General features: G+C 50.7%; 14 protein-coding genes and 1 pseudogene. 14 read left to right on the forward strand and 1 reads right to left on the reverse strand.

Going from position 1 to position 13,124, the window contains the following annotated elements; genetic code table 11:
- Positions 1-9 precede the first annotated feature (9 nt).
- From yabA to rsmI, 3 genes are read left to right on the forward strand one after another with little or no spacing between them, the layout of a single operon-like run.
- On the forward strand, positions 10-327 hold the full coding sequence (yabA, locus tag A0V43_RS15340) for a DNA replication initiation control protein YabA (protein ID WP_042381767.1): 318 nt from the start codon (positions 10-12) through the stop codon (positions 325-327).
- A 60-nt stretch (positions 328-387) separates the two neighbouring features.
- Complete coding sequence (locus A0V43_RS15345; protein WP_012820433.1) at positions 388-1,137, forward strand: tRNA1(Val) (adenine(37)-N6)-methyltransferase; 750 nt, start codon at positions 388-390, stop codon at positions 1,135-1,137.
- A gap of 15 nt (positions 1,138-1,152) precedes the next feature.
- Positions 1,153-2,064: a 16S rRNA (cytidine(1402)-2'-O)-methyltransferase gene (gene rsmI, locus A0V43_RS15350; RefSeq protein WP_011229545.1), complete on the forward strand. Its 912-nt coding sequence runs from the start codon at positions 1,153-1,155 to the stop codon at positions 2,062-2,064.
- 16 nt (positions 2,065-2,080) lie between these two features.
- Here rsmI and A0V43_RS15355 read toward each other — a convergent pair whose 3' ends face one another.
- Positions 2,081-2,380: a transition state genes transcriptional regulator AbrB gene (locus A0V43_RS15355; protein ID WP_011229546.1), complete on the reverse strand. Its 300-nt coding sequence runs from the start codon at positions 2,378-2,380 to the stop codon at positions 2,081-2,083.
- Between the two features lie 396 nt (positions 2,381-2,776).
- Between A0V43_RS15355 and metG the strand changes: the two genes are divergently transcribed.
- The 11 genes and pseudogenes from metG to A0V43_RS15415 all read left to right on the forward strand — a co-directional run bounded on the left by metG (position 2,777) and on the right by A0V43_RS15415 (position 13,040).
- Positions 2,777-4,729, forward strand: a complete 1,953-nt coding sequence (gene metG, locus A0V43_RS15360) for a methionine--tRNA ligase (RefSeq protein WP_063193518.1) — start codon at positions 2,777-2,779, stop codon at positions 4,727-4,729.
- Between the two features lie 135 nt (positions 4,730-4,864).
- A complete protein-coding gene (locus tag A0V43_RS15365; protein ID WP_063193519.1) occupies positions 4,865-5,635 on the forward strand; it encodes a TatD family hydrolase in 771 nt (256 codons plus the stop codon).
- Positions 5,636-5,835: 200 nt separating this feature from the next.
- Entirely contained in the window at positions 5,836-7,041 is a 1,206-nt protein-coding gene (locus A0V43_RS15370) for a G5 and 3D domain-containing protein (protein ID WP_015373700.1), read from the forward strand.
- 257 nt (positions 7,042-7,298) lie between these two features.
- The gene (gene rnmV / locus A0V43_RS15375; RefSeq protein WP_014194568.1) at positions 7,299-7,862 is read left to right on the forward strand and encodes a ribonuclease M5; all 564 of its coding nucleotides are present in this window, start codon (positions 7,299-7,301) and stop codon (positions 7,860-7,862) included.
- Entirely contained in the window at positions 7,855-8,736 is an 882-nt protein-coding gene (gene rsmA / locus A0V43_RS15380) for a 16S rRNA (adenine(1518)-N(6)/adenine(1519)-N(6))-dimethyltransferase RsmA (protein ID WP_011229551.1), read from the forward strand. The genes rnmV and rsmA overlap by 8 nt, the downstream gene beginning before the upstream one ends.
- Positions 8,737-8,874: 138 nt before the next feature.
- The gene (yabG, locus tag A0V43_RS15385; RefSeq protein ID WP_011229552.1) at positions 8,875-9,774 is read left to right on the forward strand and encodes a sporulation peptidase YabG; all 900 of its coding nucleotides are present in this window, start codon (positions 8,875-8,877) and stop codon (positions 9,772-9,774) included.
- Between the two features lie 182 nt (positions 9,775-9,956).
- Entirely contained in the window at positions 9,957-10,262 is a 306-nt protein-coding gene (gene veg / locus A0V43_RS15390; protein WP_063193520.1) for a biofilm formation stimulator Veg, read from the forward strand.
- A gap of 209 nt (positions 10,263-10,471) precedes the next feature.
- The gene (locus A0V43_RS15395; RefSeq protein WP_013143961.1) at positions 10,472-10,651 is read left to right on the forward strand and encodes a small, acid-soluble spore protein, alpha/beta type; all 180 of its coding nucleotides are present in this window, start codon (positions 10,472-10,474) and stop codon (positions 10,649-10,651) included.
- Between the two features lie 222 nt (positions 10,652-10,873).
- Positions 10,874-11,746 carry a 4-(cytidine 5'-diphospho)-2-C-methyl-D-erythritol kinase gene (ispE, locus tag A0V43_RS15405; protein WP_063193521.1) on the forward strand — a complete coding sequence of 291 codons (873 nt, stop codon included), beginning with the start codon at positions 10,874-10,876 and terminating at the stop codon, positions 11,744-11,746.
- Positions 11,747-11,801: 55 nt separating this feature from the next.
- A pseudogene (gene purR / locus A0V43_RS15410) lies at positions 11,802-12,622 on the forward strand (pur operon repressor).
- A gap of 43 nt (positions 12,623-12,665) precedes the next feature.
- Positions 12,666-13,040: a RidA family protein gene (locus A0V43_RS15415; RefSeq protein WP_011229557.1), complete on the forward strand. Its 375-nt coding sequence runs from the start codon at positions 12,666-12,668 to the stop codon at positions 13,038-13,040.
- Positions 13,041-13,124 lie beyond the last annotated feature (84 nt).

The raw sequence follows: 13,124 nt of genomic DNA on the forward strand, positions 1-13,124 counted from the left end.
GTGGCCAATATGGAAGAGCAACTTAGTTATTTTTACCGCGAGCTGGTACAGCTGAAACAGCGCGTAACGGAGCTGTTAGAAGAGAATCACCAGCTGCAAATCGAAAATGCTCATTTGCGCCGTCGGCTTGAACAATTGTCAGAAGCATGGGAAGAAGGCAAACGAAAAGGGGACAAACATGGCAAAAAACTCATCGACATTGGCGAAGGGTATGACAATTTAGCCCGCCTTTACCAAGAAGGGTTTCATATTTGTCACATCCATTACGGAAGCATTCGCACCGAGGGCGATTGTTTGTTTTGCTTGTCGTTTTTGAACAAAAACTAAAGGCAGCGCCACCCTTTCCGTTTCGGAAAGGTTATTTTTTTCAATGGAGGATCGTGCGTCATGGTGGAATTGTACGAGGATGAACGGCTCGATTATTTGTTTAACGAAGAGCTCCGCATCATTCAAAGTCCATCTGTATTTTCGTTTTCCCTTGATGCCGTGCTCCTTGCTCATTTTGCCTATATGCCGATTCAAAAGGGGCAGATTGTTGATTTGTGCACGGGCAACGGGGTGATTCCCCTCTTGTTGAGCCGGCGAACAAAAGGGACGATCATCGGCATCGAAATTCAAGAACGGCTTTGCGACATGGCGAGGCGAAGCGTGCAATACAACGGGCTTGAAGGACAAATCGAGATCATACACGGCGACATTAAAGAAGCGCCGCAACGGATCGGTTACAGCCGGTACGATGTCGTCACGTGCAACCCCCCGTATTTTCCGGCAGTCGGCAAAGACGAACTGAGCAAAAATGAACATATCGCCATCGCCCGCCATGAAATTTATTGCACCCTAGAGGATGTGATTCGAGTCAGCAGCCAGCTGTTGAAGCAAGGAGGGAAGGCGGCGTTCGTCCACCGGCCCGGGCGGCTGCTTGACCTTGTGACGCTCATGCGCCAATACCGTCTTGAGCCGAAACGGCTCCGCTTTGTGTACCCGAAAGAGGGCAAAGAGGCGAACATGATTTTAATTGAAGGGACAAAAGATGCAAGCCCGGACTTAAAAGTGTTGCCTCCGCTTGTCGTGTATGATGAGAATAACGAATATACCGAGGAGACGAAGCGGATCTTATATGGCATTATTTCATCTTAAAGGGGCGGAACAAGGATGCTTTGGCAGCAAAAAAGTTTTACCGAACAAACGGAGCAAGGGACGCTGTACATCGTGCCGACGCCGATCGGCAATTTGGAGGATATGACGTTTCGTGCGGTTAGGACGCTTCAGGAAGCTGATGTCATCGCCGCCGAGGACACAAGGCAGACGAAAAAGCTGCTCGCTCATTTCGGCATTCATACGCCGCTGGTCAGCTACCATGAGCATAATAAATACGCGAGCGGCCGGCAGCTTGTCGAATGGCTGAAGGAAGGAAAAACGGTGGCATTGGTGAGCGACGCCGGGATGCCCGGCATTTCCGATCCGGGCTATGAGCTTATTGCTGCGGCGCTTGCCGAGCGCTGCCGCGTCGTCCCTCTTCCTGGAGCGAACGCGGCATTGACAGCGCTTGTCGCCTCCGGGCTGCCCACGGACCGCTTTTTGTTTGTCGGCTTTTTGAAACGGGCGAAAAAAGAGAAAAAAGAGCAGCTACTGTCATTAAAAACAGCGGCGGAGACGTTAATTTTTTATGAGGCGCCCCACCGCTTGAAAGAAACGCTCGCTCTTATGTATGATATATTCGGCAATCGGCGCATCGCTCTTGGCCGCGAGTTGACGAAACGGTTTGAGGAGTTCATCCGCGGCGATTTAAGCGATGCGGTCGCCTGGGCGGAAGAACATGACATCCGGGGCGAATTTTGCCTCATTGTCGAAGGGGCGCGAGACGGGAAGAAACAAGAGCAAGAGGGAGAGGAATGGTGGCAGCCGCTTTCGCTTGTCGAACATGTCGATTATTATATTCGCGAGCACAGCCTTTCCGTCAAGGAGGCGGTGAAACAGGCGGCCAGTGATCGAAATATGTCGAAACGCGACGTTTATCGGCAGTATCATCAACAGCAAGAAGAAGAAAAAAAAGAGTTTCTCTGAAGCCAGAGAAACTTTTTTATTCTTTTTCTTTGTCTGTTGCTGCTTCTAGATGCTGTTGGATCTCCTGCAGCAAAATTTCCGCGCCTTCGCGGCTTAAAATGATTTTGCCGCCGGCCAGTTTGAAGTTGTCGTCCGACACTTCGCCGGTGACGACACACGTCATGTTCGGCTTATACTTTTTCAAAATGATGCGGTCATCGTCAACATAAATTTCCAACGCATCTTTTTCGTTAATATCCAACGTACGCCGCAGCTCAATTGGAATGACGACGCGGCCTAACTCATCGACTTTACGCACGATCCCTGTCGATTTCATCGTCGATTCTCCTCTCCGCAAAAAAGTTTTTTGTCGTTTATTCGTCAATATTCGACAAATTTCCTACAACCTAATCATATCAGTGTTTCCATTAAGCGTCAATCCTTTAATATGTAAAATTTAAAAAAAATGTATATTGTTATTTCAAAAAAAAGTTTGTTTAGAAAGAAAGGAGAAAACGAATGAATTTGCCCATCTAAACTCTATCCTTGTATAACAAATTCGCAGCGATGGTTGAAAACGCGGCCGTATTTTTGCCGGTTTGGGTATATTTTTTCAGCCCACGAGAAATAGATGTTTTTGTAGAATGAAAAAATTATGTAAAATAGAAGTAACGCCGCTCTCGTCGCCGGACGGGGGCTTTTGTGCTCAACAGTACGAGGGAGGGCCTAACCGATGGAGAAAAAAACGTTTTATTTGACGACGCCGATTTATTACCCGAGCGACCGCCTGCATATCGGTCATGCTTACACAACGGTGGCGGGGGACGCCATGGCTCGCTATAAACGGATGCGCGGCTACGATGTCATGTATTTGACCGGCACCGATGAGCATGGGCAAAAAATTCAGCGCAAGGCGGAAGAAAAAGGAGTAACGCCGCCGCAATACGTCGATGAGATCGTCGCTGGCATTCAGGAGCTATGGAAGAAGCTCGACATTTCCTACGACGATTTTATTCGCACAACGCAGGAGCGGCATAAAAAAGTCGTCGAACAAATTTTCACCCGTCTTGTCGAACAAGGCGATATTTATTTGGGCGAATATGAAGGCTGGTATTGTACGCCGTGCGAATCGTTTTACACGGAGCGGCAGCTTGTGGACGGCAACTGTCCGGACTGCGGCCGGCCTGTTGAGAAAGTGAAAGAAGAGTCCTATTTCTTCCGGATGAGCAAATATGTCGACCGCTTGTTGCAATATTACGAAGAAAATCCCGATTTTATCCAACCGGGATCGCGGAAAAATGAGATGATCAACAACTTCATTAAGCCGGGGCTTGAGGATTTGGCTGTGTCCCGGACGACGTTCGATTGGGGCATTAAAGTGCCAGGCAATCCGAAGCATGTCATCTATGTCTGGATCGACGCGCTTGCCAACTATATCACAGCGCTCGGCTACGGCACGGACAACGATGAAAAGTTCCGCAAATATTGGCCGGCGGACGTCCATTTGGTCGGCAAAGAAATCGTCCGTTTCCATACGATTTATTGGCCGATTATGTTGATGGCGCTCGGCTTGCCGTTGCCGAAAAAAGTATTCGGCCATGGCTGGTTGCTGATGAAGGATGGAAAAATGTCCAAATCGAAAGGCAATGTCGTCGACCCAGTGACGCTCATCGACCGGTATGGGCTTGATGCGCTCCGCTATTATTTGCTGCGGGAAGTGCCGTTCGGCGCTGATGGCGTGTTTACGCCGGAAGGATTTATTGAGCGCATCAACTATGACTTGGCCAACGACTTAGGCAACTTGTTGCACCGTACCGTGGCGATGATCGAGAAATATTTCGACGGCGTTATTCCGCCATACCGCGGGCCGAAAACACCGTTTGACCAAGAGTTGGTGCAAACGGCGCGCGAAGTGGTGCGTCAATATGAAGAAGCGATGGAGGGAATGGAGTTTTCCGTCGCGCTCGCTGCTGTTTGGCAGTTGATTAGCCGGACGAACAAATATATCGATGAAACGCAGCCATGGGTATTGGCGAAAGACGAACAGAAACGGGGTGAGCTTGCCGCCGTCATGACCCACTTGGCTGAATCGCTTCGCCATACGGCAGTGCTGCTCCAGCCGTTTTTGACGCGCACGCCGGAGCGCATGTTCGCTCAGCTCGGCATCACGGATCATTCATTAAAAGAATGGGACAGCTTGTACGATTTCGGCCTCATTCCGGAAGGGACAAAAGTGCAAAAGGGAGAACCGCTCTTCCCGCGCCTCGACATCGAAGCGGAAGTGGAGTACATTAAGGCGCATATGCAAGGGGGCAAACCGGCCGCCGAACCGGTAAAAGAGGAAAAAAAAGCAGCGGAGGCGGCGGAAATTTCGATTGACGAGTTCGCCAAAGTCGATTTGCGCGTCGCTGAAGTCATCCATGCCGAACGGATGAAAAACGCCGATAAGCTGTTGAAGCTTCAGCTTGACCTTGGCGGCGAGAAGCGGCAAGTGATCTCCGGCATTGCTGAGTTTTACAAACCAGAAGAACTCGTCGGCAAAAAAGTCATTTGCGTCGCCAATTTAAAACCAGCCAAGCTTCGCGGCGAATGGTCGGAAGGCATGATTCTAGCCGGAGGCAGCGGCGGGGAATTTTCGCTGGCGACGGTTGATCAACACGTGCCGAATGGAACGAAAATCAAATAACGGTTTGCTTGGCAGGGGGTGTTGCGCTTGACACCTCCTTGTCGCTATTTTGTAATGGAAATGTTAACGAAATGTGACGTATGTAACCAATTTCTATGCTACACTTAACATCAAGGTGGAAAAGAGGGCATTCGTATGCTGTTTGATACGCACGCACATTTGAATGCAGTCCAATACGAAGAAGATTTGGAACAAGTCATTGAACGCGCCTGCGATGAAGGGGTTTCACACATTGTCGTCGTCGGGTTTGACCGTCCGACGATCGATCGGGCGATCGAGCTGGCCGAGCGGTATCCGTTTATTTATGCGGCGGTTGGCTGGCATCCGGTTGATGCGATCGAGATGACGGACGATGATTTGCAGATGATTGAACAGCTCGCCGCTCACCCGAAAGTCGTGGCGCTCGGCGAGATGGGGCTTGACTACCATTGGGATAAATCGCCGAAAGACGTGCAACAAGAGGTGTTCCGGCAGCAAATCCGGCTGGCTAAAAAGGTGAAGTTGCCGATCATTATTCATAACCGTGAGGCGACGGCGGATATTTTAAAAATTTTGCAAGAGGAAAACGCCGCCGAAATCGGCGGGATTATGCATTGTTTCAGCGGCAGCGTCGAGGTGGCCAAACAGTGCATGGACATGAATTTTCTCATTTCCCTTGGCGGACCGGTCACGTTTAAAAATGCGAAAAAACCGAAGGAAGTGGCGAAGGAGATTCCACTCAGCCATTTATTGATCGAAACCGACTGTCCATATTTAACGCCTCACCCTTTCCGCGGCAAACGAAACGAGCCGAGCTATGTCAAATACGTTGCCGAAGCGATCGCACAGATCAAAAACATTTCTTTTGCCGAAGTAGCGGAAACAACGGCGGAAAATGCCAAAAAATTGTTCGCCATCGACCGCTAAAATTAGGCGTCGAACAGCGGGGAAGCTTGTCGAAGGTGCGGCGAAGACGATAAAATTCTACAAATTCAGCCGATATGAGCCAACCGCGTGTCGACAAGTCTTCCTTCCTTTTTCACTGAATTTTCTGCATAATAGAGTATGCTCGTGCGTACATGTTAAAGGGAGAGGGGAATTCCGTAGAAAAAGGAGGCGTTCAGCTGATGTTGCCGAATGGGAGGAAATGGCTGGACTTATGGAGGAAAAACGTGACCGTCACAGCGGGCGGGTTTCTCGCCATCTCCGCGACGACAGGGGTTGCTGGATATGAGATGGCCAAAGACGATGTGACGCTGATCAAAAACGGAAACAAACAAGAAATTCGCACTCATGCGAAAACGGTGAAAGAGCTGCTTGCGGAGCAAAACATTCAGCCGCGCAAAGAAGATTATGTTTATCCGTCCTTGCATTCGCCGATCACCGACGATCTCCATATTGTTTGGGAAGCAAGCAAAGAAGTGACGCTGACAGTCAATGGAAAAAAGAAAAAGATATGGACGACAGCCGATACGGTCGCGGAGCTGCTCCGTTCGCAGCACGTGGCGGTCGGGGCGTATGACAAAGTGGCGCCGGCGCTTTCGGCGAAAATTCAAAAAGGCATGGACATCGGCGTTGAAAAGGCGTTTCCAGTCCACGTCAATGTCGGCGGTAAACAACAGCAGGTATGGACAACTTCGACTACGGTCGCTGACTTTTTGAAGCAGCAAGGGATTCAGCTAGGTCAACTCGATCGGATAGAGCCCTCCTTGCATGAAACGGTCAAAGAACAGATGACCATTCGCGTGATCCGAGTAAAAAAAGTCACCGATGTAGTGGAAGAACCCGTCGACTTTGCCGTGGTGACAAAACGGGATGACTCATTGCCGAAAGGAGAGCGGCGCGTCATTCAGCCTGGAGAAAAAGGGATGGTTCAAAAAACGTATGAGGTGACATTGGAAAACGGCAAAGAAACGGCGCGCAAACTAATCGCTGTGAAAACGCTAAAAGAAAGCAAGGCGCGCATTGTCGCCATCGGCACGAAAACGGTGCGCCAAGCTGCCGCGCCCGACCGCCCGTCCTCGCGCGGCTCGGACCATGCCGCGAAGGAATTTTACGTCACCGCCACCGCCTACACTGCCTATTGTGCAGGCTGTTCAGGCATAACAAGCACGGGCATCAACTTGCGCAAAAATCCTTCCGCTAAAGTGATTGCGGTCGACCCGTCCATCATCCCCCTTGGGTCGAGAGTGTATGTGGAAGGATACGGATATGCCATTGCCGCTGACACCGGCTCAGGCATCCGCGGATATAAAATTGATGTGTTTTTCCCGGAACGGTCGGATGCGTTTCGTTGGGGCAGAAAGCGCGTGAAAATACGGGTATTGCCATAGAGATGCGATGGGAGAACGAAGCGGAGGGTTTTTGCCCTCTGCTTTTTTTCGCTATAATGGCATTGTGCCGCGACAATGCGCGCCGCTTCTGCTAAATTAGACGATGCAAACGGAAAAAAAGTTTCAGCGAAATTCAAAAAATAATAAGGGAATGAAGCGGCTTTCGGCGATGATTCGCCTTACTTTTGATTTTACTGGAAAGGAGGCATTGCAGAAATAGGAAAAAGGGACGATTCCGTTGTTTCTGCAATGGGAGGATGAAGATCAAAGAAGTGATCGTTGTGGAAGGAAAAGATGATACGGCGGCGATCCGGCGCGCCGTCGATGCCGATACAATCGAGACAAACGGAGCAGCAGTGGGCGCGGATGTCATTGAGCGGATCAAGCTGGCGAAAGAGCGCCGCGGCGTGATCATTTTTACCGATCCCGATTTTCCCGGCGAAAAAATTCGCCGCACGATTGCCGAACAGGTGCCGGGGTGCAAGCATGCCTTTTTGCCGCGCGAGGCGGCCAAAGCGAAAAACGGCAAGGGCATCGGGGTTGAGCACGCGTCCCCTGACGAAATCCGTCGGGCGCTCGCCAACGTGTATGAAGAGGCGTCGGATTGGAAGGAAGAAATTACGTTTGCTGAACTGATCGAGGCTGGGTTGATCGGCGGCGCGATGGCGCGCCGGCGGCGGCAGCGTCTTGGCGAGGAGCTGAAAATCGGCTATGCGAACGGTCGGCAGTTTCATAAGCGGCTGCAAGTGTTCCGCATTTCCCGTGATGCTTTTTATGCCGCGTTAGCGCACGTGATGCAGGAGGAGGCGGACGATGTATAAAGATATTGCAACACCGGGGCGGACGAAAGAAATTTTGGAGCGATATGGCTTTTCGTTTAAAAAGAGCCTTGGGCAAAACTTTTTGATCGATGCGAACATTTTGCGGAAAATCGTGGATGTTGCCGACATCTCCCCTGATACAGGAGCGATTGAAATCGGACCAGGCATCGGAGCGTTGACGGAACAATTGGCGCGGCGGGCGAAAAAAGTCGTCGCTTTCGAAATCGACGGCCGACTGTTGCCCATTTTGGCCGACACGCTGTCTCCTTATGACAATGTGCGCATCTTTCACCAAGATGTATTAAAGGCCGACTTGCATGCCGTCATCGCCGAGGAATTGGCTGATGTAAGCGACCGGATGGTCGTCGCCAACTTACCTTATTATGTGACGACACCGATCATTATGAAGCTGCTTACCGAGCGGTTGCCGATCCGCGGCATGGTCGTCATGCTGCAAAAAGAAGTCGCCGACCGTCTTGCCGCTAAGCCAGGGACGAAAGATTACGGCTCGCTGACGATCGCTGTGCAGTATTATACCGAAGCGGAAGTCATCATGACGGTGCCGCGCACCGTCTTTATGCCGCAGCCGAACGTTGATTCTGCTGTCATCCGGCTCGTAAAGCGGCAGCATCCGCCTGTTGTTGTCGACGATGAGGGCGTGTTTTTCCAAGTGGTGCGGGCAAGCTTCGCCCAGCGCCGCAAAACGCTGTTCAACAACTTAACAAACAATTTGCCGGGAGGAAAAGAGAACAAAGAGCAAATTGAACGAGTGCTCGTTGCTTTGGGCATTGACCCGCGCCGACGCGGAGAGACGCTTGACATCGCTGAGTTTGCTTCATTAAGCAACGCGTTGGCACCGCTTTTCGGCAAATGAAGGAGTCGTAAAGAAAGCGCTCCTCTGGGGGCAGCGGTCTTTTCGTCAACCAAAGCCGTCCAAACAGGCGTCTATCACCTATTGTCCGCACGTGCATATCGTATGGATGACAACGATTATGCAATGGAGTGAGCGGTGATGGACGTCATTAAAATCGGCGATATTGTCGCCCGCAAGTCTTACCAATGTGATTTATTGTTCCGAGTGATTGATATGAAAGAAAAAAACGGCGAGTGGGAAGCGATTTTGTATGGTGAAGATGTGCGCCTCGTCGCGGACGCTCCGTGCAGCGATTTAGTCGTCATCGATGAGCAGGAGCAACAGGAACGGAAAAAGCGGGAAATCGAGCTGATCGAACAATCGTATCGGCTTTTTCGCCAAGATTATCAGGCGATCAAGCAAAAAGTCGAATATCGGGCGACCGGCGGATACCGGGTGGAGAAAGATTTTTTTCAAATTCCGGGGCGCGTCCTCCATTTGGATGGCGACCCGTTATATTTGCGCAAATGTATGGATTTGTATGAGCGGATCGGCGTGCCGGTGCACGGCATTTACTGCGAGGAAAGCGAAATGCCGGAAAAAGTTGGCTACTGGATCGAGCAGTTTCGCCCTGATATTTTAGTCATCACCGGGCATGATTCGTATTCGAAGTCAAAAGGAAAGGTGCATGAGTTAAAAGCGTACCGCCATTCGCGCCATTTTGTGCAAACGGTGAAAGAGGCGCGCAAAAAAGTGCCCCATTTGGACCAACTGATCATTTTCGCCGGCGCCTGCCAGTCGCACTTTGAGTCGCTCATCCGCGCTGGGGCGAATTTTGCCAGTTCACCAGCGCGGGTGAACATTCATGCTCTGGACCCCGTCTATATCGTTTCGCGCCTCAGCTTCACCCCGTTCACCGAAACGGTCGACGTATGGGATGTGTTGCGCAACACGTTAACCGGGGAAAAGGGGCTTGGTGGGGTGGAAACGAAAGGCGTGCTCCGCACCGGGATGCCGTTTCGCCTCATTGAGGATCGAGAGGAAAACCGCCGCAGTTGATGGGCGGTTTTTTCTATACGTCCGTCGCATTTTTTTACAAAAAAGTTCCACATCACACATAAAAAGAAGGATATTGTAGAAAAATATACATTGACAGAAATAAAAATGCCCTGATATAATTTTTATTTTTTGACTTTAGACATCATCTTTGTTATAATTACAAATAGTGAGGTGGATGATGAATGCCAAAGACTTTATCCGATATTAAAAAAACGCTGGATTCCAATATCGGGAAACGGTTGACGCTGCGGGCCAACGGCGGACGCAGAAAAATGATTGAGCGTTGTGGTATTTTGGCGGAAACATATCCATCCGTATTTGTCATTGAGCTGGATCAAAAAGAGAATTCGTTTGAACGCGTATCGTTCAGCTACGCCGACGTATTGACAGAGACGGTAAAGTTGACGTTTTGGGATGATGAGCAAGCAGGGGGCAGTAGACAGATTTGTTTGCTGCTTTTTTGCTTTTTGTTTTTTGTTTTGTCATAAATAGGTGACGTGAACGACTCCCACTTCGCTTTGCTTGAAGCGGGAGTTTTCTTTCGGAACTATGATAAAACCGCCCCCTTTATTTCATACTAAAACTGCCGCAGCCGCCTTTTGCCCGGCCAAATGCAAAGCCGGCTTGTTGATGCGCCGGCGGGTTGCCAAACGTTTCATGCCATAGCGCCAATGAACATGGAAAGGGGTTGCTGACATTGGGTCGACGCCGCGGGATTATGTCGCAACGCTTGAAAGAAGAGCTGGCGAAAGAGTTGGGCTTTTACGATGTCGTGCAACGTGAGGGGTGGGGCGCCATCCGCGCGAAAGACGCAGGAAACATGGTCAGATTGGCGATTGAACGGGCGGAGCGGCAGCTGGCCGGAACAACGGAATAGCGCCGGCAGCGGGGCGTGTTGCGGCGAGGGTGTCCCGCGAACGGGGCGCCCTTTTTTTGCATACATATATTGTTTGGCGTCGTCGCCAGAACATGGTAATATGATAAAATGGGTTGACGAAAGAAAGGCGGATGAGACGGGGCAAAGACGGCGGAGACGGAAAGCAGCCGATGGATGCCGATCCGCTTATTCATGATTGCGCGTGGAAGTAGGTGAGGATGAGTGAGGTTGTCGATAAAAGCGCCGGCGAAAATCAATTTGTCACTCGACGTTCTTTATAAGCGCCCGGATGGTTACCATGAAGTGAAAATGGTGATGACGACGATCGATTTGGCCGATCGCATTGAGCTTGTCGCGTTGCCGGAGGAAGATGCGATCCGCATCGTTTCGCAAAACCGCTTTGTGCCCGATGATTGCCGCAACTTGGCGTATCAGGCGGCGAAGCTTCTTAAAGAGACGTTTTCGATCCGCCAAGGGGTGGCCATTTCGATTACGAAGCATATTCCGGTGGCCGCCGGATTGGCGGGAGGAAGCAGCGATGCGGCGGCGACGCTGCGCGGGTTGAACAAGCTTTGGCAGCTCGGATTGACGCTCGATGAACTGGCAGAGCTTGGGGCGAAAATCGGCTCGGATGTCGCTTTTTGCGTCTACGGCGGAACCGCCTTGGCGACGGGGCGCGGGGAATTCATCACTCCGATCGCTTCACCGCCGCCGTGCTGGGTTGTGCTGGCCAAGCCCCCGATCGGTGTATCGACGGCGGAAGTGTACCGAAACTTGGAACTTGAGCGTGTCAGCCATCCGGACGTCGATGCGATGGTGAGAGCGATCGTGCGGCAAGATTATGCGGCGATCTGCCGGTTGGTCGGCAATGTTCTTGAGGAAGTGACGTTGAAAAAATATCCGGAAGTCGCGCATATTAAAGAACAAATGAAGCGGTTTGGCGCTGATGCGGTGCTGATGAGCGGCAGCGGGCCGACCGTGTTTGGACTGATCGAGCACGATTCCAGAATGCAGCGGGTATACAATGGGTTGCGCGGCTTTTGTGACCAAGTGTTTGCGGTGAGAATGTTAGGAGAACGACATTCTCTTGATTAAACACGTACATTTTTGTTAAAATATATTTATAATATTCGGTTTCAGGAGGTCGGCTATGAAGCTAAGGCGAAGCGGCCGTTTAGTTGATATGACGCATTATCTTCTTGAACGGCCACATCAGCTCATTCCGCTTACATTTTTTGCCGAGCGGTACGAATCGGCCAAATCGTCGATCAGCGAAGATTTGGCCATCATTAAGCAGACGTTCGAGCAGCAAGGAATCGGAACCGTTCGGACGCTGCCCGGCGCTGCTGGCGGCGTGCAATACATTCCAAAAATGGATGCTGAGGAAGCGGAAGAAGTGGTTGCGTATTTGTGTGAACAACTGTCGCGTCCGGATCGGCTTCTTCCCGGCGGATATTTGTATATGACCGACATTCTTGGCGATCCCCGCATTATGAACAAAATCGGCCGCCTTTATGCGTCGATGTTTGCCGACCGTCCGGTGGATGTCGTCATGACGATCGCCACCAATGGGATTCCGTTCGCGTATGCCATCGCCAACTTTTTGTATGTGCCCGTTGTCATCGTCCGCCATGACAATAAAGTGACAGAAGGACCGATGGTAAGCATCAATTACGTATCCGGCTCGTCCAAACGCATCCAAACGATGGTCCTATCGAAGCGCAGCTTAGCGGAAGGAGCCAATGTGCTCATCGTTGACGATTTTATGAAGGCGGGGGTACAATCAACGGCATGATCAGTTTGCTTCAGGAGTTTAACGGCAATGTCTCCGGCATTGGCGTGCTCGTGGAGTCGGAAGAGGCAAAAGAGCGATTGGTCGATGAATACATTTCGCTCGTCAAACTGTCCGAGGTGGATGTAAAAGAAAAGAGGATCTCTGTTAAGGAAGGCAATTACAAAGCGTTTTTGTAGCAGCTTGCTGCTTGACATAAAAATCAAGAAAGGAGACTGGCTCATGAGAAAAGTAGAGACAACGAAGGCGCCGCAAGCGATCGGCCCGTATTCGCAAGGCATCATCGTCAACAACATGTTTTACAGCTCGGGGCAAATCCCGCTCACCCCAGAAGGGGAACTGGTGAAAGGCGACATTCAGGCGCAGACGCATCAAGTGTTCCAAAACTTGAAAGCCGTATTGGAAGCGGCCGGAGCTTCGCTCGATACAGTGGTGAAAACGACCGTATTTTTAAAAAATATGGATGATTTTGCGGCGATGAATGAAGTGTACAGCCAATACTTCCCGAACCATAAGCCGGCGCGCTCATGCGTGGAAGTAGCCCGGCTGCCGAAAGATGTCCTTGTCGAAATTGAAGTCGTTGCCCTCGTTCCGTAATGATTAGCCCCACTTTTTCCCTACATAAAAATTTATAAAAAATTTTTCGAAAAAAGAAGGAAATGACTCGAACACGTGGAATTC

Source organism: Geobacillus sp. JS12, assembly GCF_001592395.1.
GTDB lineage: Bacteria > Bacillota > Bacilli > Bacillales > Anoxybacillaceae > Geobacillus > Geobacillus zalihae.